General features: G+C 66.4%; 23 protein-coding genes and 1 tRNA gene. 10 read left to right on the plus strand and 14 right to left on the minus strand.

Translation table 11 applies throughout. The features are described 5' to 3' along the window. Positions 1-28: 28 nt before the first annotated feature. From P0M04_RS05200 to P0M04_RS05210, 3 genes are all read left to right on the plus strand, one after another. Positions 29-937, plus strand: a complete 909-nt coding sequence (locus P0M04_RS05200) for a LysR family transcriptional regulator (protein ID WP_259448487.1) — start codon at positions 29-31, stop codon at positions 935-937. A 78-nt stretch (positions 938-1,015) separates the two neighbouring features. After that, entirely contained in the window at positions 1,016-1,822 is an 807-nt protein-coding gene (locus P0M04_RS05205) for an alpha/beta fold hydrolase (protein WP_259447897.1), read from the plus strand. A 5-nt stretch (positions 1,823-1,827) separates the two neighbouring features. Next, the gene (locus P0M04_RS05210; RefSeq protein ID WP_259447898.1) at positions 1,828-3,387 is read left to right on the plus strand and encodes a hybrid sensor histidine kinase/response regulator; all 1,560 of its coding nucleotides are present in this window, start codon (positions 1,828-1,830) and stop codon (positions 3,385-3,387) included. On the opposite strand, the gene P0M04_RS05215 is transcribed toward P0M04_RS05210, so the two are convergent. The 6 genes from P0M04_RS05215 to P0M04_RS05240 form a co-directional block, all read right to left on the minus strand. Further along, positions 3,384-5,204: a M61 family metallopeptidase gene (locus P0M04_RS05215; RefSeq protein ID WP_259447899.1), complete on the minus strand. Its 1,821-nt coding sequence runs from the start codon at positions 5,202-5,204 to the stop codon at positions 3,384-3,386. The genes P0M04_RS05210 and P0M04_RS05215 overlap by 4 nt on opposite strands. A 78-nt stretch (positions 5,205-5,282) precedes the next feature. After that, positions 5,283-5,861 (minus strand): nucleotidyltransferase family protein, encoded by a 579-nt coding sequence (locus P0M04_RS05220; RefSeq protein ID WP_259448488.1) that lies wholly within the window; start codon positions 5,859-5,861, stop codon positions 5,283-5,285. 2 nt (positions 5,862-5,863) lie between these two features. Then, positions 5,864-8,071, minus strand: a complete 2,208-nt coding sequence (locus P0M04_RS05225; protein ID WP_259447900.1) for a xanthine dehydrogenase family protein molybdopterin-binding subunit — start codon at positions 8,069-8,071, stop codon at positions 5,864-5,866. Between the two features lie 10 nt (positions 8,072-8,081). Continuing rightward, positions 8,082-8,540, minus strand: a complete 459-nt coding sequence (locus P0M04_RS05230) for a (2Fe-2S)-binding protein (protein ID WP_259447901.1) — start codon at positions 8,538-8,540, stop codon at positions 8,082-8,084. 66 nt (positions 8,541-8,606) lie between these two features. Further along, complete coding sequence (locus tag P0M04_RS05235; RefSeq protein ID WP_259447902.1) at positions 8,607-9,329, minus strand: DsbC family protein; 723 nt, start codon at positions 9,327-9,329, stop codon at positions 8,607-8,609. 27 nt (positions 9,330-9,356) lie between these two features. Next, positions 9,357-10,598 carry an FAD-dependent monooxygenase gene (locus P0M04_RS05240; protein ID WP_259447903.1) on the minus strand — a complete coding sequence of 414 codons (1,242 nt, stop codon included), beginning with the start codon at positions 10,596-10,598 and terminating at the stop codon, positions 9,357-9,359. A gap of 132 nt (positions 10,599-10,730) precedes the next feature. Here P0M04_RS05240 and P0M04_RS05245 point away from each other — a divergent pair. Both P0M04_RS05245 and P0M04_RS05250 read left to right on the plus strand, forming a co-directional pair. Beyond that, positions 10,731-10,806: transfer RNA gene (locus tag P0M04_RS05245), tRNA-Phe, on the plus strand. Between the two features lie 71 nt (positions 10,807-10,877). Next, positions 10,878-11,246 carry an MmcQ/YjbR family DNA-binding protein gene (locus P0M04_RS05250; protein ID WP_259447904.1) on the plus strand — a complete coding sequence of 123 codons (369 nt, stop codon included), beginning with the start codon at positions 10,878-10,880 and terminating at the stop codon, positions 11,244-11,246. Positions 11,247-11,309: 63 nt separating this feature from the next. Here the strand turns inward: P0M04_RS05250 and P0M04_RS05255 are convergent, their stop codons facing one another. Beyond that, the gene (locus P0M04_RS05255; RefSeq protein WP_259447905.1) at positions 11,310-12,101 is read right to left on the minus strand and encodes a PEP-CTERM sorting domain-containing protein; all 792 of its coding nucleotides are present in this window, start codon (positions 12,099-12,101) and stop codon (positions 11,310-11,312) included. 319 nt (positions 12,102-12,420) lie between these two features. After that, complete coding sequence (locus P0M04_RS05260; protein WP_259447906.1) at positions 12,421-13,353, minus strand: alpha/beta fold hydrolase; 933 nt, start codon at positions 13,351-13,353, stop codon at positions 12,421-12,423. A 136-nt stretch (positions 13,354-13,489) separates the two neighbouring features. Here P0M04_RS05260 and P0M04_RS05265 point away from each other — a divergent pair, with 136 nt between their 5' ends. Continuing rightward, positions 13,490-14,320: an AraC family transcriptional regulator gene (locus tag P0M04_RS05265; protein ID WP_259447907.1), complete on the plus strand. Its 831-nt coding sequence runs from the start codon at positions 13,490-13,492 to the stop codon at positions 14,318-14,320. Here the strand turns inward: P0M04_RS05265 and P0M04_RS05270 are convergent, their stop codons facing one another. Then, complete coding sequence (locus tag P0M04_RS05270) at positions 14,321-15,847, minus strand: carboxylesterase/lipase family protein (protein WP_259447908.1); 1,527 nt, start codon at positions 15,845-15,847, stop codon at positions 14,321-14,323. It abuts the gene before it with no gap. A 201-nt stretch (positions 15,848-16,048) separates the two neighbouring features. On the opposite strand from P0M04_RS05270, the gene P0M04_RS05275 reads away from it, so the two are divergent. After that, positions 16,049-17,041: an alpha/beta fold hydrolase gene (locus P0M04_RS05275; protein ID WP_259447909.1), complete on the plus strand. Its 993-nt coding sequence runs from the start codon at positions 16,049-16,051 to the stop codon at positions 17,039-17,041. Between the two features lie 33 nt (positions 17,042-17,074). Then, a complete protein-coding gene (locus P0M04_RS05280; protein ID WP_259447910.1) occupies positions 17,075-17,491 on the plus strand; it encodes an organic hydroperoxide resistance protein in 417 nt (138 codons plus the stop codon). A 236-nt stretch (positions 17,492-17,727) separates the two neighbouring features. Here P0M04_RS05280 and P0M04_RS05285 read toward each other — a convergent pair whose 3' ends face one another. Continuing rightward, positions 17,728-21,000 (minus strand): DEAD/DEAH box helicase, encoded by a 3,273-nt coding sequence (locus P0M04_RS05285; RefSeq protein WP_259447911.1) that lies wholly within the window; start codon positions 20,998-21,000, stop codon positions 17,728-17,730. 80 nt (positions 21,001-21,080) lie between these two features. After that, on the minus strand, positions 21,081-21,596 hold the full coding sequence (locus P0M04_RS05290) for a YgjV family protein (RefSeq protein WP_259447912.1): 516 nt from the start codon (positions 21,594-21,596) through the stop codon (positions 21,081-21,083). Between the two features lie 94 nt (positions 21,597-21,690). Here P0M04_RS05290 and P0M04_RS05295 point away from each other — a divergent pair, with 94 nt between their 5' ends. Next, on the plus strand, positions 21,691-22,065 hold the full coding sequence (locus P0M04_RS05295) for a COG4315 family predicted lipoprotein (RefSeq protein WP_259447913.1): 375 nt from the start codon (positions 21,691-21,693) through the stop codon (positions 22,063-22,065). Positions 22,066-22,081: 16 nt separating this feature from the next. Here the strand turns inward: P0M04_RS05295 and P0M04_RS05300 are convergent, their stop codons facing one another. Further along, positions 22,082-22,717, minus strand: coding sequence for a hypothetical protein (locus P0M04_RS05300; RefSeq protein ID WP_259447914.1), 636 nt, complete (start codon positions 22,715-22,717; stop codon positions 22,082-22,084). Positions 22,718-22,724: 7 nt separating this feature from the next. Continuing rightward, entirely contained in the window at positions 22,725-23,870 is a 1,146-nt protein-coding gene (locus P0M04_RS05305) for a branched-chain amino acid ABC transporter substrate-binding protein (RefSeq protein ID WP_259447915.1), read from the minus strand. Between the two features lie 152 nt (positions 23,871-24,022). On the opposite strand from P0M04_RS05305, the gene P0M04_RS05310 reads away from it, so the two are divergent. Next, positions 24,023-24,466, plus strand: a complete 444-nt coding sequence (locus P0M04_RS05310; RefSeq protein WP_259447916.1) for a nuclear transport factor 2 family protein — start codon at positions 24,023-24,025, stop codon at positions 24,464-24,466. Between the two features lie 10 nt (positions 24,467-24,476). Here P0M04_RS05310 and P0M04_RS05315 read toward each other — a convergent pair whose 3' ends face one another. Beyond that, a complete protein-coding gene (locus tag P0M04_RS05315; RefSeq protein ID WP_259447917.1) occupies positions 24,477-26,507 on the minus strand; it encodes a M13 family metallopeptidase in 2,031 nt (676 codons plus the stop codon). Between the last annotated feature and the right edge of the window lie 36 nt (positions 26,508-26,543).

The raw sequence follows: 26,543 nt of genomic DNA on the forward strand, positions 1-26,543 counted from the left end.
GGAATTCATTTGTTCTTGGGAGGACGAAATCAGCCGACAATTCGACTATCTGGACGACCTGGAAGCGTTCCTGGCCGTGGCGGACCGTGAATCGTTCACGGCTGGAGCCGTCGCGCTGGCGACGACGGCGTCCGTGCTGAGCCGCGCGGTGACGCGGCTGGAAAACCGCCTCGGCACGCAATTACTGCGACGGACCACGCGCCGCGTCACGCTGACGGAAGCCGGCCGCCACTACCTGGAGCAGGCACATACGGCCTTCGCGCTGCTGGGCGACGCGGAGCGCGAGATCCAGGGACAGGCGGCGGCGCTGGCGGGGCGCATCCGCATGAGCGTGCCGACGACGTGGGGCCACCACCGCGTCCCCGCCCTGCTGGCGCGCTTCACGCGGCGGTATCCGAACGTGAAGGTAGAACTGAACATCACGAACCGCAGCGTCGACCTCGTCGCCGAAGGCTACGATCTCGCGATCCGCCTCGGCCACCTGCCCGACAGCGGCCTCGTGGCGCGCAAGCTGGCCGACGAGACGCTGTGCCTGGTGGCGTCACCGGACTACCTGGCACGAGCCGGGACGCCGCGCACGCTGGACGACCTGCAGGGGCATGCCTGCCTGCCGTTCATCCTGCCGCGCACAGGCAAGATCGCGCCGTGGGTATTCCGCGATGGCGACACCGACGTCGAGTGGACGGCGCCGGCCACGATCGAGGTGTCGGACGACGTACTGGGCGTCGTCTCGCTGGCGGTGGCCGGCATCGGCATCGGCCAGAGCTACGACTTCATCGTGCGCGAACACGTGGCGGCCGGGCGGCTCGTCGAAGTGCTGCCCCATTTGCGCGGCCGCTCGCGGCCCTTTTCCGTCGTGTACGCGCCGCACCGGCGACAGTCGGCCGCGATTCGTGCCATGATCGATGTCCTGACGGCGGGTGCGGACGGGCCGTAACCGCATGCGCCACGGGTGCGCCTGCTCGGCAATATCCGGCCTATAATCCTGCGTTACATTTCTACAAATTTTATAATCATGTCCAACGTGCAACGCAGGAATAACGTCCGGCTGGCCGGCAACGGTCCGGCAACGATGGTGTTTGCCCACGGCTTCGGTTGCGACCAGACCATGTGGCGCTTCCTGACGCCCGCGTACGAAGATCGCTTCCGCACGATCGCGTTCGACCTAGTCGGCAGCGGCGGCTCCGACCTGTCCGCCTACGACCGCGACAAATACGGCACGCTGCACGGCTACGCGGACGACCTGCTGGAAATCGTGGACGCATTCGCGACGGGTCCCGTCATCTTCGTCGGCCATTCCGTCAGCACGATGATCGGCATGCTGGCGACGATCAAGGCGCCGGAAAAATTCCTGGCCCAGGTCATGGTGGGTCCGTCGCCCTGCTACATCAACGACGGCGACTACGTCGGCGGGTTCAGCCGCGAAGACATCGACGAACTGCTCGAGACGATGGACGCCAACTACCTCGGCTGGTCGAGCAGCCTGGCGCCCGCGATCATGGGCGTGCCCGACCGTCCGGAACTGCGCGCGGAACTGACCGAGAGCTTTTGCCGCAACGATCCCGAGATCGCCAAGCACTTCGCCCGCGTGACGTTCCTGTCCGACTACCGCGCGGACGTGCCCCGGTCGACCGTGCCGGCCCTGATCCTGCAATGCAGCGACGACCTGGTGGCACCACGCCAGGTCGGCGACTTCCTGCACCGGCACCTGCCGAACAGCGTCCTGCACGTCATCGAGAACGTCGGTCACTGCCCGCACATGAGCGCGCCCACGGAAAGCTCGCGCGCCATCGACAACTTCCTCGCGCACGCCCTGCGCTGACATCCGTGCCTACCGCGCCGTCCGGCGACATCCTGTTCGACCAGGCCGCCTGCGCGCTGCTGCTGACGGCCGCCGACGGCGTGATCCTGAAGGCGAACAGCATGGCGTGCACATGGCTCGGCTATGCGGAAGAGGAACTCGTCGGCAAGCTGCGCATGCAGGACCTGCTGCCGGTGGGCGCCCGCCTGTTCTACCACACGCATTGCCAGCCGATCCTGCAGGTGCAGGGCTCGGTGGCCGAGATCCAGGTCGACCTGCGCAACAAGCGCCAGGAGCGCATCCCCGTGCTCATCAACATCAGTCGCCGCCAGGAAGCGGACGGCATGCTCGACCACTGGGCCCTGTTCAAGGCATCGGACCGCCGGGCCTACGAACGGGAACTGCTGGCGGCCCGCAAGACGGCGGAAGCGGCGCTGGACGCGCGCCGCAGCGCCGAGGAGGCACTGAAAAAACTGAATGCCCAGCTGTCGGCCGCGGACCGGCGCAAGGACGAATTCCTCGCGACCTTGTCGCACGAACTGCGCAACCCGCTCGCGCCGATGCGCAGCGCGCTCGACATCCTCAAGCTGAAGTTCGGCCAGGGCACGGACAACCGCCTGCTGCAGGCGTTCGACCGGCAGCTGCGCCACATGACGCGCCTCGTCGACGACCTGATGGAAGTCTCGCGCATCACGCAGGGACGCATGCAGCTGCAGCGCGCGCCGGTGGAACTGTCGGCCCTCGTGCAGGGCGCGGCGCACGACCTCGCTGCGACGATGGAAGCGGCGCGCCACACGCTGCGCGTGTCCATCGCCGAACCGCCCGTGATCGTGGACGGCGACGCGACGCGCCTCGCGCAGGTCGTCATCAACCTGCTGACCAATGCCGCCAAGTACACGCCGGACGGCGGCACGATCGAACTATGCCTGTCGTGCGACGACGGCACGGCCGAGATCAGCGTGCGCGACAACGGCATCGGCCTGCCCGCCTCGGCGCTCGCCACCGTCTTCGACATGTTCTCCCAGCTCGAACCCGCGCTGGAGCGTTCGAAGGGAGGCCTCGGCATTGGCCTGGCGCTCGTGCGCGGCATCGTCCAACTGCATGGCGGCAGCGTGCACGCGGACAGTCCCGGGCCCGGTCTCGGCAGCACGTTCACGATGCGGCTGCCGCTGGCGGCGGGCAGCGTGTGCGCACCTGCACCGGTGCCCGCATCGAGCGGCGCGGCGCCGTCCCAGTTGCGCGTCCTCGTCGTGGACGACAACGAGGATGCCGGCGAGACGCTGGCGATGACGCTGGAACTGTATGGCTTCGACGTGAAGACGGCATCGACGGCCGCCCGCGCGCTGGACATGCTGCCCGGCTTCGCGCCGGCCGTCGCCCTGCTCGACATCGGCCTGCCGGACATGAACGGCTATGAACTCGCGCGCCGGGTGCGCGCGTTACCTCTGGGTGCGGGTATCACGCTGATCGCGACGACCGGGTGGGGACAGCAGAAGGACCGCGAGCGCGCGTTCGCGGCCGGGTTCGATCATCACCTCACCAAGCCGATCGATTTCGATCTGCTGCGGTCGTATTTACCCCGTTAACTCGCGCTCGGCCGCTTGACCGCAGGCCCCTTGCGCGTGCCCGGCGCCACCGAGATCTGCACGCATGGCACGCGATCGCCCTGCAGGGTGACGTCGAACGCCATCAGCTCGTCGCGGCGGAATGCATGCACGGTCACCGTGTCGCCCACGCGGTAGCGCGCGAACAGCTGGTCCAGGTTCGATGGGTTGGCGTTCACGCGCAGGCTGTCGACGGCGATGAGGATGTCGCCGGCCGACAGACCCGCCTGATGCGCCGCGCCGCCTTCGTGCACCTGCGTCAGCTTGACGCCGGCGGCGTCGCGGCCGACGCCGACGTCCAGCGACGGCTTGGCATTCTTGCGCTCTTCCGTCACCTTGACGCTGAACGGCGCGTACAGCTTGGCCAGCGGGATGTCTTCCGTGCCGCGGATGTAGCGGTCGAAGATCGACTTCAACCGGACGCCGCTCGCCTCGTCGAACAGGCTTTCGACCTCCTGCTCCGTCACGCCGCGCGCCCCACCCTTGTAGAAATCGCGGCCGTAGCGGTCCCACAGCGCGAGCATGATGTCGTCCAGCGACTTCGCGCCTTCCGTCTTCGCGCGGATCGTCAGGTCGAACGCGAGGCCCACGAGGGAGCCCTTGGTGTAATAGCTGATGATGGCGTTCGGCGCGTTCTCGTCCTGGCGGTAGTACTTGCTCCACGCGTCGAAGCTGGAATCGGCGATGCTCTGCTTCGTGCGGCCCGTGCCGCGCAGGACGCTGCCGACGGTCTTGCCGAGCAGCTTGAAGTACGTGGCTTCGCTGATGATCCCGCTGCGCACGAGCATCAGGTCATCGTAATAGCTGGTGAAGCCTTCGAACAGCCACAGCAGGGGCGTGTAGTTTTCGACCTGCAGGTCGTACGGCGCAAACACGGCCGGCTTGATGCGCTTGACGTTCCAGGTGTGGAAATACTCGTGGCTGCACAGGCCCAGGAACTTGATGTAGCCCTCGTTCGGCTCGGCGGTCTTCGGCGCGGCCGTCGTCGGCAAGTCGCTGCGCGCGCAGATCAGCGCCGTCGACGCGCGGTGTTCCAGGCCGCCGTAGCCGTCGCCGACGACCATCGTCAGGAACACGTAGCGGTCCATCGGCGCCTTCTTCGTCTTCGGCTCGAAGAACGCGATCTGCGTTTCGCAGATGGCTTTCAGGTCTTTTTCCAGGCGCGCCATGTCCAGGTTCGGCACGCGTCCCGTGATGACGATGTCGTGGCGGACGCCGTGCGCGGTAAAGCCGCCCAACGCGAAATCGCCCATCTCGACGGGGTGGTCGATCAGTTCATCGTAGTCGCCCGCGGCATAGGTGCCGAAGCCGTAGCGCTTCGCGCCCGCTTCCGGCAGCGATGTGGCCACGCGCCAGGTGCGGGTGGCCGGGTCGCCCGGGCGCTGGATGTCGACCTGGTGCGGCCGCGCTTCCTGGCCCACGACGCGCAGGAATACGCTCGTGCCGTTGAAGAAGCCGTGGGTCTGGTCCAGGTGGGCGGCGCGCACCGACAGGTCCCAGGCATACACCTCGTAGTGCAGCGTCAGCGGTCCGGCGGCGGGCGCCGCCTGCCACGAGTGCTTGTCCAGCTTCGTGAGACGGACCGCAGCACCCCCGGCCTCGGCGCGGATGCGCACGATGTTGCGGGCGAACTCGCGGATCATGTAGCTGCCCGGGATCCAGGCCGGCAGCGCGAACACCTGCCCTTCCGGATCGGGCTCCGCCACGGTGACGGTGACGTTGAACAGGTGCCCGGCCAGGTCCTTCGGGACGATGGTGTAGTGGATGGCCGGGGGCTGCTTCTGGGGTGCTTTTTTCATATGGCGTGAACAATCTCTCTCCGATGCGCCGTAGTGTAATCGGATTTTTCAAGAAAGAGCGTATTCACACGGTTGGGATTACGTTCCCGTCAGGTCCGCGGGCAGATCGATGTCGCGGAAGATCCCCGGGTCGTCGACCGGCACCTCGGTCACGGGAAACGCCTGCAACAGGCGCCGCGCCCCCGCATCGCCGCTCAAAGCCAGCAGCGCATCCAGGTGAACGGCACCGAAACCGACCGGATTGCCCCGCCGCCCATCCATCACGGGCGCCGCGATGCCCGCGCCGGCCGCCAGCGCGTCGGCGAGGCGCCGCAGCGTGGCCGGATCGACATAGGGCATGTCGCCCAGCGCCACCAGCCAGGCCTGTGGCTGCAGCGCCAGCGAATGGCGGATGGCATGCGTGAGCGAGGCCGCCATGCCGCTGTCGGCATCCGGGCACACGGTCACGTCGCACCCGAGCGCGGCCAGCCGCTCGCCGACGCCGGCATCAAGCGGCGGCACGACGGCGATCACGCGCGGCACCGCCGCCATCAGCGTGCGTGCGCTCGCCACGACGACGGGCTCCCCGTCCAGCGGCTGCAACAGCTTGTTGCGCGCGCCGGCCGGATCGAAACGGCGCCCCCGGCCGGCCGCCAGCAGGATGCCGACCAGGGACATGCTCACGCGGCCGCCAGGTCGAACGGCAGCTTGCGCAGGCGCTTGCCGGTCAGCTTGAACACGGCATTGGCCAGTGCCGGCGCCAGCGGCGGCAGGCCCGGTTCGCCCATGCCCGTCGGCGGATCCTGCGACGGCACGATGAACACGTCGACGTGCGGCATGTCGTTCATGCGCGCCACCGTGTAGTCGCCGAAGTTCTGCTGCTCGACGACGCCGTCCTTCAGGGTGATGCGCGCGCCCGGCAAGGTCGTGCCGAGGCCCATCAGCGCCGCGCCCTGCACCTGGGCCTCGATGGACATCGGGTTGACGGGCAGGTTGCAGTGCACGGCGGCCGTGACCTTGTGCACCTTCGGGCTGCCGTCGACGATGGACGCTTCGACGACGTAGGCGACGACCGTGTTGAACGACTCGTGCAGCGCGACGCCGTATGCATGCCCTTTCGGCAGGGTCTTCCTGCCATAGCCGGATTTGGCGACGGCGAGGTCCAGCGCCGCGTGATGGCGCGCATGCTTCGCGTCGATCAGCTTCTTGCGGTACGCGACCGGGTCCTGGCCGGCCGCATGGGCCGCCTCGTCGATCAGCGTCTCCATCACGAACGCCGTGTGCGTGGAGCCCACGGAACGCCACCACAGCACAGGCACGTTGGCCTTGACCATGTGCGCGGTCAGGTTCAATGGCACGTCGTACGGCTCGCCCATGCCTTCGACCATCGTGGCGTCGACGCCGTTCTTGACCATCATCGGTTCGAACGGCGTGCCGCTGATGATCGACTGGCCGACGATCGTGTGGTCCCAGGCGACGATGTTGCCGCCGGCGTCCAGGCCGATGTCGGCGCGGTGGATGTGCGACGGACGGTAGTAGCCGCCGCGGATGTCGTCCTCGCGGCTCCAGATCAGTTTCACCGGACCGGCATGGCCCGCGGCTTTGTACGCCTTGGCGATGTTGACGGCTTCCACGATCACGTCCGACGTGGGCACCGCACGCCGGCCGAAGCCGCCGCCCGCCATCATCGTGTTCAAGGTGACCTGCTCGGGCTTCAGGCCGGCCGCCGCCGCGGCCGCGGCCTGGTCGACGGTCTGGAACTGCGAGCCGACCCACAGCGTGCAGGCGTCATCCTTCAGGTCGACCGTGCAGTTGAGCGGTTCCATCGGCGCGTGTGCCAGGTACGGGAATTCGTAGACGGCGGAGATCTTCTTGTTCGCGCTTGCCAGCTTCGACGTGTCGGCCTTGCGCGCGACGGCGCCCGGCGTCTTCGCCAGTTCCGCGAACTGCGCCAGCTGCTTGTCGCTGTCAACTTTTTCGACGGCGCCCGTGTCCCACTCGATGGCGAGCAGGTCGCGCGCCTGCTTGGCGGGCCAGTAGCCGTCGGCGACGACGGCCACGCCGCGGCCGCCGCGGTCCACCGGGATCTCCAGCACGGCGATCACGCCGCGCACGGCCTTGGCCTTCGATGCATCGAACTTCGCGACCTTCGCGCCGAACACGGGCGGATGCGCGACGACCGCGACCCTGGTGCCGGCCGGCTTGACGTCGAGGCCGAACTGCTGGCGGCCAGTCGACTTGGCGCGGGCGTCCAGGCGCGGCATCGGCTTGCCGATGTAGCGGAACGCCTTCTGGTCCTTCAGGGTGACGGTTTCCGGCACCGGCAGGGCCATGGCCGCGTCGGCCAGCGCGCCGTACGTGGCCTTCTGGCCCGCCGGGCCGTAGACGACGCCTTTCGCCGTGCGGCACTGGGACGGATTCACCTTCCACTGCTGCGCGGCGGCCTGGATCAGCATCGCGCGGGCGCGGGCGCCCACTTCGCGGTATTGCGTGAACGAGTGGGCAATGGTGCCCGAGCCGCCCGTGATCTGGATGCCGAAGGCCGGATCCTTGTAGACGTCGGCGGCCGGCGCCAGCTCGGCGCGCACCTGGCTCCAGTCGGCATCGAGTTCGTCCGCGATCACCATCGGCAGCGCCGTGTGCACGCCCTGGCCGAACTCGAGGCGGTTGACGATCACGGTCACCGTGTTGTCCGGCGCCACGCGCAGGAACGCGTTCGGCGCATACACCGTCGGCTTGGCGGCTTCCGCGGCCTGGGCGAAGCGGCCGCCGGTGGGCAGCACGAAGCCCAGCACGAGACCGCCGGTGGCCAGCGTGCCGGCTTTCAGGAAATCACGACGGGATACACCGGCAGCCGGCACGACACTCTTCATCTGATCGAATAGCATACCGGCCTCCTTACGCCAGGGTCTTGGCGGCATCCTTGATGGCCGCGCGGATGCGTTGGTAGGTGCCGCAACGGCAGATGTTGCCGCTCATGGCGTTGTCGATGTCGGTGTCGGTCGGCTTCTTGTTCGCGCGCAGCAGTGCCGTGGCGCTCATCACCTGGCCGCTCTGGCAATAGCCGCACTGCGGGACGTCGTGCTTGACCCAGGCGTCCTGCACGGCCTTGCCGACCTTGTCGGCTTCCATCGCTTCGATGGTCGTGATCTTGTGGCCCGCGGCGGCGGAGATCGGCGTGACGCAGGAGCGGATCGCCTGGCCGTCCAGGTGCACGGTGCAGGCGCCGCACAGCGCGGCGCCGCAGCCGAACTTGGTGCCGGTCATGTTCAGGTTGTCGCGCAGCGTCCACAGGATGGGCGTGGAGGGATCGGCGTCGACCTGGACGTCGCGCCCGTTGATGTTCAATGTGAGCATGTCTTCTCCCTTGTTTTGGCTTGTTGGTATGGTCGTAAAAAACCCGGCGGTGCCGGGCTTTTCGTTTTACTGCTTGAGGGCGGCCAGTTTGGCCTCGAGCGTTTTCTGGTCGACGGCGCCCGGAATCCGGCTGCCGTCCGAGAAGAAGATCGCCGGCGTGCCGGTGATGTGCAGCTTCTGGCCCAGCGCCAGCACCTTCTCGTTCGGCGACTCGCAGCTCGCCGGCGCGGCCGCTGCCGGCTTGTTGTTGATCATCCAGTCATCCCAGGCCTTGACGCGGTCGGGCGAGCACCAGATGTTCTTCGACTTCTCGAACGAGTCCGGCGACAGGATGTTGTACATGAACGTGTAGATCGTCACGTTGTCCATGTTCTTCAGCGTCGTCTGGCGCAGGCGCTTGCAGTAGCCGCAGTTCGGGTCTTCGAACACGGCGATCACGCGCTTGCCGTCGCCCTTGACCTGCTTGATGGCGTCGTTCAGTGGCAGGTCGGAGAACTTGATCTTGTTGATGTCGTCGATGCGCTCGCGGGTCAGGTCGCGCGTCGTCTTGGCATCGTAGACGTGGCCGATGATCAGGTATTCACCCTTCTTGTCCGTATACAGGATGTCGCCGGCCACGCGCAGTTCGTACAGCCCGGCGTACGGCGTTTCCTTGATCGACTCGATCTTGGCGCCGCCCAGGCGGGGTTCGATCGCCTTTTTGATGGTCGCCTCGACCGAATTTTGCGCGCCGACGCACGACGTGATCAGGCCGGTCGCCAGCAGGACGGCGAGCTTCGTTTTACCCATGAGTGAATTCCTTAAAGATGTGCCACGTTACCTGCCCATCGCGTGGGCGATCAGCCGTCGCTTGACCAGAGGCAACTTATCCAGCAAGTTTAATCCTAAATTGCGAACCACGCGCACGGGCTCCAGATTTGCGCCGAACAGACGCTCCAGGCCATCCGTGGCGAGTTGCATCAGCAACACGTCTTCCTTGCGCGCGCGGGCATAGCGCGCCAGCACGCGCTCGTCGCCAAGGCCCTGGTGGGCGTCGCGCGCGGCGATCGTGTCGAGCAGCGCATTGATGTCGCCGAAGCCCAGGTTCATGCCGTGCCCGGCCAGCGGATGCACCGCATGGGCGGCGTCGCCGATGAGCGCCACGCGCGGCGCCGTGATCGCATGCGGGCGCACGAGCGCCAGCGGGATCGCCTTGACGTCTTCCGGCTGCAGCGGCTTCAGCAGGCCCAGCTTGTTCTCCGAATACTCGCCCAGGCGGATCGCCAGTTCGCCCAGCGATTCGTTCATGATGGTGTCGGCCAGCGTGTCCGGCGCGGACCACACGAGCGACACTTTATTCCCCGGCAGCGGCAGCAGCGCGACGATCCCTTCCTTGCACGTGAACCATTGATAGGCCACGTTGTGATGCGGCTTTTCGCACGCAAAATTCGCCACGATGGCGCGCTGGTGGTACGAGCGGTAATCGATGCCGATGTCGCACTGCCCGCGCACCCAGGAATCGCGTCCGTCGGCGCCGACCAGCAGCTGGGCCGCGAGCACCTTGCCGTCTTCCAGCTCGACCTCGACGTCGTCGGCACTGCTCACGATGCGGCAGGCGCGTCCCGTGACGGTCTCGACGTTCTGGGCGAAGCGCAGCGCCGCATCGAGCGCCTGGTTCAGGTTGCTGTCCTCGACGATCCACGCGAGCGAGCCCGCATGGGCGCCGAACGCATCGAACCCGAGATGGCCGCCCTGCTCCCCGTCGCCCTGCACGTCCATGGCGTCGACGGGCGCCACACGCGCCATGTCGAGCGCGCCCCAGACTTTCAGCGACGACAGCAAAGTATGCGCCGTGTGGTTGAGCGCATAGACGCGCACGTCCCAGGGCTTGTCGCCCGACGCGGTCGACGTATCCTGTGCCTCGGGCCGCGCGGGCGGCACGAGCAGTGTGACGCTGTGCCCGGCCTGCGACAGGCCCAGCGCCGCCGTCTTGGCGATCGCGCCATTGCCGACGATGCAGATGTCGCTGCGGCGCGCGACGTTGCGATGAGGTGCGGAGGAAGTGGTCTGTGTGCTCATAATGAACATTATAGACCCTTCACCATGGCCTGCTCCCGGCGAACGGGACGGACATCTTGCCCACCCCCGTCCAAAAATTACTCGACAGGACTTGCAGCTTCGCAAACCCGTCGCTATAATCATGCCTCCTTTGGCCTGGTAGCTCAGTTGGTAGAGCAGAGGATTGAAAATCCTTGTGTCGGTGGTTCGATTCCGCCCCGGGCCACCAAAGAATTCAGCAGTATTTAACGAAACGCCAACCCATGCAGGTTGGCGTTTTTGTTTCTCGAACGGGATATCATGAACGTCGAAGAGCTGAAGTCATTTTGCCGTGGATTCGCTGGCGCGACCGAAGTGCTGCATGGCGCGCCCACGAACGTTCTTGCATACGCCGTTGGCGGAAAGAACTTCGCTTATTTCAAGACGAGCGAGCCGGAAAAATGGCGTTTCAGCACGAGAGTCTCGACCGACCGTTTTGTGGAACTGACAGACATTCCTGGTGTGAAGCCGGCTCGCTACATGGGACGTTTTCACTGGGTGACGATCGTCCAGGTCGAGCATTTCCCCCCTGCGTATCTGGCGGAACTGGTCGAGTGGTCGTATCGGAAAGCCCTCGGCTCACTCAGCAAAGCCGCACAGCGTGCCATTGCGGGAGATAAGGAAGGATAAGAGAGCGGCAATGCTGCAAAAAAAACGCCACCCGAAGGTGGCGCTTTCTTTTTTTATTACTGCTTATTTAGCCTGCTTGCGACGACGCGAGCGCAGCATTGCACCTGCACCCAGCAGCATCAGCGCAGCGGAAGCCGGTTCCGGAACATTCACCGGCGGGATAACCGCGCCGAAACCGTCGATATAGGCATAACCCGTGTGACCGGTCGGCGAGCAATCGGCCGCCAGAATCGACAACGTGAAATCATGGCCCGACAGCGACGAATCGATTGCGAGCTGTTCGATTTGCCAGGTCGGCGTGTAATACAGGTCGCCAGTCACCGAGAAACGGCCGTCGACGCCACCACCACCCGCACCGGCGTTATACACGCGGTTGATCAGTACGGTACCGGTCGTATCGTCGGTCAGCGTGATCAGCAGTTCGGCCGATTCATCGGCGCTGTGACCGCCGTTTTCCAGCACGGCTTTCCAGGCGAAGAAGACGTTCGCTTCGGTGTAATTCGTCACTTTCTGGCTGAGGACCGAAGCGTTACCGCCGAACGTGGTGTCTTCCACGCGGTACGAATACTGGCCCGAATAGACGGTCGAGCCCAGCAGCCCGCCCAGCAGCGGATCCGACGTGCCTGCGGTATTGATGGCGGAACGGGTGGCCGGCCCCGTGTACAGGCTGCCACCCGGCAGGAACGTTGCCGGCGTCAGTCCGGTATTGCCGATGAACGAACGATTACCCTCCCCAGTCGTCCAGCCGTTCGTATTGCCGTCTTCAAAACCGCCGTTGATAAAGGCGCCGGCGTGTGCGGTACCGGTAATGGCGGTGAATGCGAGGGCAGCGGCCAGCGCAAATTTTAGTTTCATCTCAGTGGTCCTTTCAAGTGGATAAACGTTATAGGTGCAACGAATGCATGCGACACCTTAGCAATTCCCGTGCCACCGCCTTATCTATTTGAAAGAAAATGGATTTTTTAAATGCGCACTGATATAGATCCCAGCACTGTTAAATACTCCGACATTTAAATCGGGTAATTCACCGATGGCTGATGAAACATATGTATTCTTAATACCCGTCGCGCATTCACATTATGGATATACTTTTATTACTATGCGCAAATTATTTTACTTTGAAGAAAATTTGATTATCTGTGATATTTTGAATTAATTCAAAATAGAAATCTATTTAACCGACATCCCATAAATGCAATACCTCTTCCGCAATAACATCAGGAAATTCCTCCTGAAAAAATAATTTTCCTTTTGGAACCCGGCGTATTCCCTGCGAGCGCGGGAAAATACGGTCCAGGTAAGCGGCATCCGCCATGGGAAAGATGATGTCGCTGGCGCCCCACACCATTCGCACCGGCACCGTACTGCGCCTGAGCGCCGCCTCGATGCCCGCGAGCGGGTTCGGCGCCAGGGCGTTGTGGAACGCGTGGTACTGCCTGCGCCGCAGCGGCGTGCTCACCAGCGGTGCCACGTAGTAGTCGATGATGTCGTCCGTGAGCAGCGCAGGGTCGTGGTACACGGCCGCGCCGAACGTCGCGCGCGCCCGATTCCCGTCGGCCAGCCATGTCGCGGTGTCGTCGGCCAGCGTGCCGGCACGGGCCATGTCGAGCACCGGCTGGATCATCGGCGGCGGGCTGTTGGGCTCCGTGTCGCAGTTCGTCAGGAGCAGCGTGCGTACCCGCGCCGGATAGCGGACCAGGAACATCTGCGCGACCGCGCCGCCGCTGTCGGCAGCGACGATGTCGGCCTGGTCGACGCCGAGCGCATCCAGCAGCGCCGCCAGCATCGCCACCTGGGCGGCGGGCGCCACCGACTGGTCCTCCGGGACCTGCGAGTAGCCGAGGCCCGGAAAATCGGGGGCGATGCAGCGCCGGTACGGGGCCAGGCGGTCGATCGCGCCACGCCATTGAAAGCCATTCAGCGGCGCCCCGTGCAGGAACAGCGCCGCCGCGCCCTTGCCCCGCTCGACGTACGCGATGCGGCCGCACGGCAGGTCCACGTAACGCCGCGCGTGACGGTAGCGCTCCACTTCCGTTTGCGGCGCCGCCTGCGCACGGCCAGCCGCCACGGCCGCCGCGGTCATGTACAAGAAATCCCTGCGTTTCATACCGACTCTCCTTCGATGCGTTGGACATGGAAGGATGCTAGTGGCGCGCGCCACGATCTGCGCGCACCGGCGGCCGACAGCGGACACAAACGGATGATTTCCTTGTACATTGGCGAGACGCGTACCGGAGGATCCGATGACCGACCGCCCCGCCTGCTATCCCAGCCCGTCCACCGCCCCGCTGCCGCTCCTCGACGTCCTGACGTCGCCGGTGCCGCCGGGCCGGTTCGATTCGCCCGTGGACGAGCGCCACGTGCTGTGCCTCCACCTGGGCGCGCCGGTGCCGGTGTCGTACCGGGCCGGCAAGGCCGAGCGGCAGGGCGTGCGGTTGCACGGCCAGTTCTGCGTCGTGCCGGGCGGCTCGAGCACCCGCTGGACCCTGTCCCGGCCGGCCACCTCGCTGCTGCTGCGGCTCGCGCCCGCGCACCTGCGTGCCACGGCCGAGGACATGGGACCCGGCGCGCGCACCTTCGACCTCGCGCCGGCGATCCACATCCGCGATCCGCAGATCGAGCGCATCGGCTGGATGATGCAGGCCGAGGACCATGCCGCCCACCCGGGCGGCAGGCTGTTCGCCGACAGCCTCGCGTCGGCACTCGCCGTGCGCCTCGTCGCGCTGCAGTCGCCTTTGACGCCCGTGCCGGCGCGGGCGCTGCCGGCCTGGCGCCTGCGCCACGTCATCGACTATGTCGACGCCCACCTGGACCGCGACCTCACGCTCGCGGAATTGGCCGCCGTCGCGGGGTTCAGTCCTTCGCATTTCAAGGCGTTGTTCAAACAGGCGACAGGTACGCCGGTCCACCGGTTCGTGCTCGAACGGCGCGTGGAACGGGCGCGCCTGCGCCTGCTCGAGGGGCAGGACAGCGTCACGGCGATCGCGCTCGACTGCGGCTTTGCGCATCCGAGCCACATGGCGCGCTGGATGCGCCGGCTGCTGGGGTTCAGCCCCTCGCAGCTCCGCAGTTAGTCAGCGTTTGGGCGGCTGCCCGAACAACGAAAAATCGGGCAGCTTGCCGCGCGCCTGCAGGTCGGCCGCGTCGCCGATGCGCAGGATGGTCGCCGGCCTGCCGTCGAACGCGGGCCAGTCGGGCAATCCCTGGCCGTTCGGCGTGCCCGAGCGCGCGAAGTTCGCCCAGGTGTCGGCCAGGCGCGTGGCCAGCTGCCGGTCGTACGTCGACCACGGCCGCGGATCCTGGCCGAGATGGTCGAACACGTACTGGATCTCGGCGCCATGTCCCGCCCCGCAACCATAGCCGCACGGCGTCAGGGGTTCCGCCGGCCGGTGCGTGAAATAGTAGAGGTAGGGCCGGGCCTTGCCATACTGCGCCTGCAGCGACGCCCAGTACCACGTGCGCCAGCCCCACCAGTCGTTCGTGAGCTGGTCGATGGACGCCCTGGCCTGTGCATCGGTGGCGCCCGGATAAGCAGCCAGCAGGGCGGCGGACGGCGCATGGCCCAGCAGCTTCGTCACGAGCGTCTTGTGGGCGGCGGCCGTGAATTTGTCCGTGCCGAGGATTTCCGGTGCAAGATCCTTGCCCTCTTCCGCATTCCAGCCCGCGAGCAGGGGCACGTCGTTCTGGCGGCGGTTGCGGTACGTCGTCGTCAGGTCTTCGCGCAGCAGATGGCCGTCGACGATCGGATGCGGCGCCCACGCCGGTTTCTGCAGCGCGGCGACGGGCAGCGCGCGCAGGTCCGCGAGGCGCTTCGCCCCTACCGCGCTGGCGAACGTCACGCCCGCCTTCTCCGCGGCCGTGCGGTCGAACAAGGCGTTCTCGCTGGCGTCGATCGGCATCGCGAAGTTGCCGCTTTGCGAGATCGCGCGCTGGAACAGGCCCTTCGCCAGCGGTGACGCGACGAGGACCGCAACCGATTCGCCGCCCGCCGATTCGCCCATGATCGTGACGCGCGCCGGGTCGCCGCCGAAGGCCGCGATATTGTCTTTCACCCAGCGCAGCGCCGCGACCTGGTCTTCCATGCCCTGGTTGCCCGACGCTTTATCCGGCGACTCCGCCGTCAGCTCGGGATGCGCGAAGAAGCCGAAGATGCCAAGGCGGTAATTGATGGTGACGACGACGACACCGCGCCGTGCCAGGTTGCCGCCGTCATAGCCGGGCTGGGCGCCCGTGCCGCCGTAATAGCCGCCGCCGTGGATCCAGACGATGACGGGGAGGTTCTGCGCCTTCGCGGGCGCCCACACGTTCAGGTACAGGCAGTCTTCGCTTTTCGGATCCGGCACCCACTGCGCGGTCTGGGCGCAGGCCGGCGCATAGGCTTGCGCGGACTTCACGCCCGGCCATGGCACGACCGGCTGCGGCGCGCGCCAGCGCAGCTTGCCGACCGGCGGTGCCGCGAACGGCACGCCCAGGAACGTATTCACCCCGTCGGCCGCCGCGCCGACGATTTGCCCTCCCGTGACCCGCACCGGGTCAGTCACCTGGGCCGCCTGGGCCGCACAGGCCAGCAGGCATCCGGCGACAGCTGCCGCACTTCTCATGATGTCTCCTAGATATTTGTCGAAATGACATTCTAACGGCCGTCTTTTCGGACACACCGCTGTGTCAAAAATAATTATCGAAATAATGGTTTTCGCGCCTGCAAAGCTTTGGCACCTCGGATACAGTTATCGACATAATGATTATCGCGATAAGTAATTCGCGGCAGCAGATTATCTGACCCATTTACCGGAGGAATCGAAATGAACCAGTCCATCGCCCGCACGCTGCGCAACGTCTTCGGCGCAGCCGCCCTCACCGTCGCTGCGCTCGGCACGGCCCATGCACAGACCGCCGACGCTTTCTCGTCCGTCAAGCAGATCAATGCGGGCGTACTGAACGTCGGCTACGTCGACGCAGGTCCGGCCAATGGTCCCGTCGTGATCCTGCTGCACGGCTGGCCGTACGACATCCACAGCTACGTCGATGTCGTGCCGCTGCTGACGAAGGCCGGTTACCGCGTGATCGTGCCGCACCTGCGCGGCTACGGCACGACCCGCTTCCTGGATCCGAAGGCCGTGCGCAACGGCGAGCCGGCCGCGCTGGCGCAGGACGTCGTCGACCTGATGGATGCGCTCAAGATCGACAAGGCGACCCTGGCCGGCTACGACTGGGGTGCGCGCAGCGCCGACATCGTCGCCGCGCTGTGGCCCGAGCGCGTGAAGGGGCTGGTGTCCGTGAGCGGCTACCTGATCGGCAGCCAGGAAAGCGGCAAGCAGCCGCTGCCGCCGGCCGCCGAGCTGCAATGGTGGTACCAGTTCTACTTCGCCACCGACCGCGGCGCCGCCGGCTATGCGAAGAATCACCACGATTTCGCCAAGTTGATCTGGAAGACCGCGTCGCCGCAATGGCAGTTCGACGACCGCACGTTCGACCGCAGCGCCGCGTCGCTGGAGAACCCGGACCACGCGGCCATCACGATCTTTAACTACCGCTGGCGCCTCGGCCTGGTCCAGGGCGAAGCAAAGTACGACAAACTGGAACAGCGCCTGGCGACCTTCCCGGCCATCACCGTGCCGACGATCACCCTGGAAGGCGATGCCAACGGCGCCCCGCACCCGGAACCGGCCGCGTACGCCAAGCGTTTCACCGGCAAGTACAAGCACGAACTCATCAAGGGCGGCATCGGCCACAACCTGCCGCAGGAGGCACCGCGCGCGTTCGCCGATGCCGTCATCGCCGTCGACCACCTGTAATCCGCTTTACTCACCTCATCAAAGGAAAAAATCATGAGCAAGATCGACAAGGTTCTCTACACCGGCAAGACCCGCACCACCGGCGGCCGCGAAGGCAGCGCAAAGAGCGACGACGGCCGTCTCGACATCACGCTGTCGCCGCCGGGCAGCCACGGCACGGGCACGAACCCGGAACAGTTGTTCGCCGCGGGCTGGTCGGCCTGCTTCATCGGCGCGCTGGGCCTCGCCGCGCGCGACCGGCATGTAGCACTGCCGGTGGACACCGCCGTCGATGCGGAAGTCGACCTCGGCACCGGCACCGACGGCTATGCGCTGCAGGCGCGGCTGCATGTCAGCCTGCCCGGCGTGCCGCGCGAGGTCGCGCTGGACCTGGTCCATGCCGCGCACCAGACGTGCCCGTATTCGAAAATGTCGCGTGGGAATATCGACGTGAACATCACCGTGGCGTAAGCCTGGAAACGACAACGCCACCGGCTGGTGGCGTTGTCATTCGTTACGGCAAGTCCCCACGATCAGTGGAAGAACAGGTACAGGATGACCAGCACGATAGCCGGTACGCCCATGATCCAGGCCAGGAAATATTTGCCCATGATCGTACTCCTTTCGTTTGTGATTGATCATGGGTTCAGGATGCCGCAGGCGGGCGCGGGCGTCCGTACGGTAATGCACGGAGTGCGCGCGCCGGCCTAGGGTTGTGCGAGGAGCACCTGCAGGTCGTCCCGCCCGATGGCGGCGGCCAACCCGCCTTCCGCCTCCAGCACCGCGGCGGCCAGCTCGCCCTTGCGGCGCTGCATGTCCTGGATTTTTTCCTCGAGCGTCCCCTGCGCGATCAGTTTGTAGACAAACACGGGCTGGTCCTGGCCGATGCGCCAGGCACGATCGGTCGCCTGGTTTTCGCTGGCCGGGTTCCACCATGGATCGTAATGGATGACGGTATCGGCCGCGGTAAGGTTCAGGCCGACGCCGCCCGCCTTCAGGCTGATCAGGAACACGCTCACCTCGCCCCGCTGGAACGCGCGGACGGGGGCGTCGCGATCGGCGGTGTCGCCCGTCAGCTGCACGAACGTGATGCCGCGCGCGTCCAGCGCGGCGCCGATCAGCGCCAGCATGCTGGTGAACTGGGAAAACACGAGGACGCTGCGCCCCTCGCTCAGCAACGTGTCGAGCAGTTCCAGCAGCGCGTCAAGCTTGGCCGAGCCGGCGCTGGCGGCCGCGTCCAGCAGGCGCGGGTCGCAGCAGACCTGGCGCAGTTTCAACAAGGCATCAAGGATGATGATCTGGCTGCGCGCCAGGCCCCTGGCGTCGATGGCGTCGCGGACCTTCCTGTCCATCGCCACGCGCACGGTCTCGTACAGGTCGCGCTGGGCGCCGTCGAGTTCGATAGGCAACACGATCTCTGTCTTGGGTGGCAACTCGGTGGCGACCTTGTCCTTGGTCCGGCGCAGCATGAACGGTTTCACGCGGCGTGCCAGCAGGTTCTTGCGCTGAGAGTCACCGCGCTGCTCGATCGGCTTGCGGAACACCGTATTGAACTGTTTGTCGTCGCCCAGCAGGCCCGGCATCAGGAAATGAAACTGCGACCACAATTCGCCGAGATGGTTCTGTACCGGCGTGCCGGTCAGGCACAGGCGGTGGCGGGCATCGAGCAGGCGAACGGTCTGCGCCGCCTTCGAGCGGCTGTTCTTGACGTACTGGGCTTCGTCGAGGATCACGAGGTGGTAGCGGTGCCTGCGCAGCGCCGGCTCGTCGCGGCCCAGCAGGGCATACGTCGTGAGCACGAGATCGGCGCTGCCGACCAGCTCGAATGACGCTTTCCTGTCCTTGCCGTGCAGGAGCAGAACGCGCAGGCCGGGTGCGAAGCGCGCCGCTTCCGTCTGCCAGTTGCCCATCAGGCTCGTCGGCGCCACGACGAGCGCCGGTGCATCGAGGCGGCCCGCCTCCTTTTCCGCGAGGATGTGGGCAAGCGTCTGGACGGTCTTGCCGAGACCCATGTCGTCGGCCAGGATGCCGCCGAAGCCGTATTCGCGCAGGAATTGCATCCAATTCAGACCCGCGCGCTGGTAGGGGCGCAACTGCGCCGTCAGGCCGGCCGGCACGTCCACCGGCCGGATGCCGTCGAAATCGTGCAGCTTGCGCCCCAGTTCACGCAAGCGTTCGCCGCCCAGCCAGCGCAGGCGCGCGGCGCGCTCCAGTTCCGCCAGGCGCGCCGCATCCAGCGCAGGCAGATGGATCTTCGCACCGACGCGGTCGCCGAAATACAGCTCCCCCAGCGTGGCCAGGATGGGTTTGATCCGTCCCCAGGGCAGGGCCACGCGCCTGGACGAGGTCAGTTCGACCAGCATCGCGTCGGTGTCGGCGCGCGCGGCCAGGGCGTCGGTGCCGAATTGCGATGGGGCTTTGCGGATCATGTCCACCAGCAGCGGCAGCAGCGGATGGCGTTCGCCATCGACGACGATGCCCAGTTCGAGGTCGAACCAGCCGTTGCCGTCCTGCTCGCCTTCGTCGAGGTCCGCGTACCACTCCTGCACTTCCGCGAGATGGTAGCGGAAATCGTCGCCGATCTCGACCTGCCAGCCAGCCTCGCGCAGGCGCGGCAGCTCGTCGCGCACGAAGGCGAGCCATGCGGCTTCGTCCGGTAATCCCAGGGCGTCGGGCCAGTCGTCGAGCAATGGATCGTCCGGCAACGGCGAGTCGAAGCCGGACGCGGCAAGTTGCGCGGCAGCGGCGGCTTCGGCCGCCGGGTCCCGCACGATCACGTCGACGCCGCCATCGAGCACGTTGCGCAATACGGGCTCGTCGATGCCTTCCGTGGAGAGACCGTCATATTCAAACGTCAGGACGGCAATGTCGCGCCAGTCCCAGTCGCGGCGCGTCGGTATTTGCAGGCTGTCCAGCGTGAGGTGCGGTACGGGCGCGATGTCGCGCCGCTCGCGCACCTCGAGCGATGCCGGCGCGGGCACGAGGCCGTCCAGGCCCAGGTCGATCATGCGGCCTGCGACGCCGTTGCGCTGCTCCCCGCGCAGCGTGGGTGCGTGCCCGACGACGTCCAGAAGGACCGCCGGCGGGATGGCCGCCAGCTGTTCCGGCAGCGCCACCTCGCCGACCACGAGGCCGTCCAGATAGACCATGGGGTCGGTGGGATACATGTGCTCGGGCAGCTGGCCGCCATCCGCACGCCAACCCAGGCTCACGGTCTCACGGTCGGCGCCATGCTGCAACCAGTCGAGCGCCAGCGTCCGCCGCGGCCCCCACTCTACCCGTTCCAGGTGGCCGTACCTGGCCGCCTTCAGCGAACGCGCGCGCCACAGCCAGCCTGCGGCACCGAGCCTTTCCAGCAACGCGGCGCCGAGGACGCCTGCGGGCTTCAGCGTGTGATGGCTTACCTGCATCGCGCCCAGCAGGCGCAGTGGCTCGTCGTGCTCGCGCGTCACGTGCGGCGGCCGGAAGTTAACCAGGCGCAGCGGATCCGTCTCGAGTACGGCTTCGGCCACGCTGCCGTCCTGGCGCAGGCGGACCGTGTGCGGATGCAGCCCCGGCACCTTGCCCTCGCGGTCCGGGGCGAGCACGTACACGAGCCGGATCGAGGTGTCGCGCGCCGCATCCGCCACTTGCTGCCGGATGTCCTGGACCGCCGCCAGCTGCTGCAGCCAGCGCTCGGCCGCCGCCGGCACATCCACTGGGCGGTGCGCCAGTTCCGTCAGGAGCACGGCCACGACGTGCTTGCAGTTGCGGGTCATGGGGCAGCTGCAGTCGCCGCGGAAACGCACGCCGCGCTTGTCGCGCGTCACGCGTATGTCCTGCCAGTATGTCTTGCCGCCGCTGCCCTCCACCTTGCCGTGGAGCGTATCGGGAAATTCGATGTCGATGGAGATCACGCGGCCCTTGCGGGCATACTCCTCGCCCCGGGCAAACGTGCCGGGGTCGAACTGGCGGCTGATGTCGTCGTGCGTGAATTCCATGTGACCGTGTATGTCGAACGAATCGAGGCGCCATTATCCCCGATCGCCGCGCCGCGCCAAACGCGCGGCATTGACGGACCTCAGGCCGGCTGCGCCACTCGCGCCGCACGCGCCATGCGCCAGATCATCGTCGCGTTCACGAGCGCGATCACCACTTCGAGCGCCGTGCCGCCGATCGAGCCGGCGATGACGTTATTCGCGATCCATAACAACGTCCCGCACAGCATCGCGAGGCGCATCGGGATGCCGCGCAACAGGAACAGCGCGAGCGTGCCGATGCAGGACGCGCCCAGGGGCAGCCAGTCCGTCATGCGCGTGGCGAGCGCCAGGCCGAGGGCGACGTTCATCGCGACGACGCCGCCCGCCACCCACAGCGAGCGCGTGTACAGCGCCAGCACGGAGCGCAGCAGCGACATCGTCGAGCTGGCGACGGCCGTCGGATTGCCGAGCAGGGCGAAGTGGACGATGTAGGCCAGGCATTCGCCGGCCATGAACAGCTTGAAACGGCGGTCGTCCTTTTGCGTGAACGAAGCGACGCCGAGGATGAACGCGACATAGCCGACGCATTGCGCCGGCGCGAACCAGTCGAGGGACATGGGAACACTCTTCAGAAGGAGCGGCATTATAGCCCGCATCCTGGACTAGAATGTCCGGGCAGTCCTGACAACCGATGTCTTCCAAGGAGCTCCCATGAAAGCACTGAAATTCGGTATCGCCTGTCTCTCCGCCCTCTTCGCCCTGTCCGCCCACGCCGCCGATCCGGCACCCGTCAAGAAGATGAACGGCGTCCTCGTCGATGCCCACGGCATGACGGTCTACACGTTCGACAAGGATACCGCCGGCAGCGGCAAGAGCGCCTGCAACGGCACGTGCGCGGAAAACTGGCCGCCTGTGAAAGCCGGCGACGCGGCCGTGTCCGCGCCGTACTCCGTCGTCACGCGCGACGACGGCAGCAAGCAGCTCGCCTACCAGGGCAAGCCGCTGTACACCTTCGTGAAGGACAAGAAGGCGGGCGACCGCGAAGGCGACAAGAAGATGAACGTCTGGCACGTCGTGACGGATTGACGGCCGCGCCGCGGCATCAGGCGGCGGGGTCGTGATGGTCGCGATGGCCCAGCGCCAGTCCGGCGCCCAGGCCACTGCCGCCGCCGTCCATGCCGCCGCCTCCACCGCCCCCGCCGCCGCCCTCACCTTTGCCGCGGCCACCGCTGCCCTGCGTACGCGTAGGCCCCTGCAGCGGAATCGCGACGCCGTCCGGCACCGGCCCCAGGTCGAGCGCCTCGCGGATGAAGGCGCGCAGCGAGATCACCAGGTCGGCCGTGTGGATCGGCCGGCCCGCCGCGAGGTCGCTCGCGGCCTGGCCCGCGAGGCGGCAGTGTTCTTCCGTCCCGAGCAGCAGGATGTCGGCCAGCGCCGCCTCGACGGCATCGCGGATGCGGCGCGCGCGGTCCGGGCCCGCATCCAGGCCGGCCGCGCGCAGGTCGCGCAGATGCTTGGGATCGACCGTCAGCTCGCCCGTGAACGAGCCGCCCAGCGTGCGGTAGGCGGCGATCAGGGTGCGCAGGCGTTCGTTGATCTGGCGGTTCATGCGCTCGCGCCGCTGCTGGATCGTCTGCATCATGAGCACGCGGATGCCCACGCCGATCAGGGTGACGACGGCGAGGCCGAGGAAGGTCGTCGCCAGCGCCTGCCACGAACTGAAGTCCAGGTAGCGCATCGTCCGCTCAGTTCACGCTGCCGCGCACGACCCGCAGCTTGGTGAGCTGGCCCTTGCGGTAGGTGTACAGCGTGAGGGCCGCGTCGCGCAGGTCGCCGTTCGCATCGAACGCGATGGTGCCCGTGATGCCCTGGTACCTGATCTGCGCGAGGACCGGCAGGAACTTCGCGGGGTCGGACGAGCCGGCCGCGCGCATGGCGGCGGCGAAGGTCATCGTCGCGTCGTACGCGTACGGCGCATACGTCTGGAAGCCCATGCCGTAGCGCTTCCTGTAGCGGTCCGCGAAGGCCGCCATGCCCGCCTCCAGCGGCGCGTCGACGCCGCCCGCCACGACGCACACGACCTTGTCGTCGCCGAGCGCGCTGCCGGCCAGCTGCGGCAGCTTTTCCGAGCACACGCCGTCGCCGGACACGAACGTCGCGGCGATGCCCAGTGCCTGCATCTGCTTGAGCATCGGGCCGGCTGTCGCGTCCATGCCGCCGTAGAAAATCACGTCCGGCCGACGCGCGCGGATCTGCGTGAGGATCGCATTGAAATCCGTCGCGCGGTCGTTGGTGAACTGGCGGCTGACGATCTCCGCGCCTTTCAACCGCTTGACGTCTTTCGCGAACTGGTCGGCGAGGCCCTGGCCGAACGCGGTGCGATCGTCGATGATGGCGATCTTCTTCGCCTTCAGCGTGTTGATGGCGTAGCCGGCCAGCACGCGGCCCACGAGGTCGTCGTTGGCGACGATGCGGAACGCCGTTTTATAGCCCTGGTGCGTGTACAGCGGCGTCGTGGCCGCCGGCGAGATTTGGGGGATGCCGGCGCTGTTGTAGATCTTCGAGGCCGGCACCGTCGTCCCGGAATTCAGGTGGCCGACGACCGCCACGACGCCGCCGTCGACGAGCTTTTGCGCGACGGCCGTGCCGAGCTTCGGATCGCTCCCGTCGTCCTCGGCCTGCAGCACCCATTTGACCTTCCTGCCGCCGATGGTCGCGCCCTGCGCATTCAGGTCGTCGATCGCCAGGCGCGCGCCGTTCTCGATGTCCTTGCCCTGGTGCGCGCTGGGACCGGACAGCGGCGACGCGCTGCCGATCTTCACTTGCGATTGGGCGTGGGCGGCCGGGACGACGGCCAGCGAGAGCAAGGTGGCGAAGCAGATCAGACGCATGGGCTATTCCTTCAGGGTGATGTCCCGATTGTAATGCCCAGCGACCCCGTTTACGACAACCAAAAGTCACATACTATTCTTGACTTCCCGCGCCGGGCGTCTAGGCTGCATGAAGCGGCCCCGCCGCACCACAATCACAAGGAGAAAGAGACATGGACGCACAAGACAACAAACGGCTCGTCATGGAAGGCTACCGGCTGTTCCAGAGCGGCGACATTCCCGGCATGATGGCCTACGCGCACGACGACGCCGCATGGATCGCCCCCGACGCCGAAGCCGTGCCCTTCGCCGGGAGCTTCCACGGCAAGGCGGAAGTCGGGCGCTTCTTTTCCGAGCTGCTCAAGGCCATGCAGCCGACACGCTTCGTCATCAAGGACGTCATCGCGGAAAACGACAAGGTCGTCGTCCTCGGCGAGGCCATGTGGATGGTCAGGTCCACGGGGCGCAGCTACGACAGCCAGTGGGTCCACGCGTTCACCATGCGTGACGGTAAGTTCATCCGCGTCGAGTCGCTGTACGACACGGCGGCGGCCGAGCGCGCGTTCCGCCCCGACCGGCCGGACCTGGCGGCCGCAGCGACCTCGCTGCGGCACTGAACCGGGCGCGTTACCAGAACACCACGCGGTCCTGTGGCGCCAGGTACATCCTGTCGCCCGGCTTGACGTCGAACGCGTCGTAGAAGCCCGGGTGGTTGCGCAGGCTGCCGTTGACGCGGAATTCCGACGGCGAGTGCGGATCGGATTTCACTTGCGCGATCAGCGCGGCATCGCGCGCCTTGCCGCGGCGCGCCTGCGCGAGGCCCATGAAGATGCGCTGCTCGGCCGTGAAGCCGTCGATCACGGGCGCCGGCTTGCCGTGCAGCGAGATCTTGTAGGCACGGCTGGCCATGATGGCGCCCGCGTTGTCGGCGATATTCTCGCCCAGGGTCAGCTCGCCATTCAGGTGGTAGCCCTCGACCGGGCTGTAGCCGGCATACTGCGCGACGAGCACCTTGCCCTTCGCCGCGAATTTCTCTCCATCTTCCTTCGTCCACCAGTTGCGCAGATTGCCGTCGCCGTCGTACTGGGCGCCCTGGTCGTCGAACGCGTGGCTGATCTCGTGGCCGATGGAGATGCCGACGGCGCCGTAGTTGATCGCCGGTTCGGCATCCGCGTCGTACAACGGCGCCTGCAGGCGCGCGGCCGGGAACACGACCTCGTTCATCTCCGGGCTGTAGTAGGCGTTCACGGTCTGCGGCGTCATGTGCCATTCGGCGCGGTCGACCGGCTTGCCCAGCTTGGCGACGGCGTAGCGGTGCGCGAATGCGCGCGAGCGCATCACGTTGCCGACGAGGTCGGCGCGCTTGACGGCCAGCGACGAATAATCGCGCCACTTGTCCGGATAGCCCACCTTGACGGCGATTTTCGCCAGCTTGGCCTGCGCCTGTTTCTTCGTCTCCGGCGTCATCCAGTCCAGCGTCTCGATGCTGTCCTTGTACGCCAGCAGGAAGTTATGGACCATCTCCTCGACCTGGCGCCTGCGCTCGGCGGGAAAATAGTGCTCGACATAGACTTTGCCGACGACTTCGCCCAGGTCGCGGTTGATCTGCGCGATGGCCAGCTTTTCTGTCGGACGGTTGACCTTCGCGCCGGACAGTACCATGCCGCGGAACGCGAAGTTCTCGTCGACGAACGCCTGCGACAGGTAAGGCGCGTAGACGCTCAGCACGCGGAACGTGAAGTAGGACTTCCACGTATCGACGGGCGTGGTAGCCACGATGCCATCGAGCTTTTGCACATAGGTCGGCTGCTCGACGTTGACGGCGTCCGCCTTGCCTGCGATGTCCTGCGTCTTCATCCACGCGGCCCAGTCGAAGCCCGGCGCCAGCGCTTTCAGCTGCGCGACCGTCAGCCTGTTGTACGTTTTCACCGGATCGCGGTTCTCGACGGCGCTCCATTGTGCCTGCGCGATCGCCGTCTCGAGTGCGACAATGCGCGCGGCCTGACCTGCCGCATCCGGCTGGCCGGCCAGCGTCAGCAGTTTTTCCACGTGCGCCTGGTATTTCGCGCGCGTGTCGGCCAGCCTGGCGTCGTCCTGCAGGTAGTAGTCGCGGTTGGGCATGCCGAGGCCGGACTGGGAGATCACGACGAGGTAGCGCGTCGACTGCCGGGCATCCTGCTGCACCGACATGGACAGCGGGCTGCCCGCGCCGATGGCGTCGAAGTGCGCGGCCAACGCGGCCAACTGGCGCTTGTCCTTCAGTGCCGCGATGCGCGCCAGTTCCCCTTTCAACGGGGCGACACCCAATGCGTCGCGGTGCGCGCGGTCGATGTAGCTGGCGTAATAGTCTCCCATCTTTTGCGCATTCGAACCGGCTTTCGCGGTCTTGTCCTGCGCGGCCTGCTCGATCAGCGTACGGATCTGCGTTTCGACATTTTCCTGGGCGATGTTGAACGCGCCCCAGCTGGCGCGGTCGGCCGGGATATCGACGTCGTGCAGCCACTTGCCCTGCGAATAACGGAAGAAATCGTCCTGCGGACGGAAGGCCGGATCGACGGCGGTCTTGTCGACGCCGGAGGGTGCGGTATCGGCCGGGGCCGCGTAGGCCTGGCCTGCAAATACGCCCAGGATAAGGGCGCTGCACAGAAGTCGTTTCATGGTGTCTCCACGGTTGTGTAGGCTTGCGATGCTAAA

Origin of the sequence: Telluria mixta (genome assembly GCF_029223865.1) — a bacterium.
In the GTDB taxonomy this organism is placed as follows: Bacteria; Pseudomonadota; Gammaproteobacteria; order Burkholderiales; family Burkholderiaceae_D; genus Telluria; species Telluria mixta.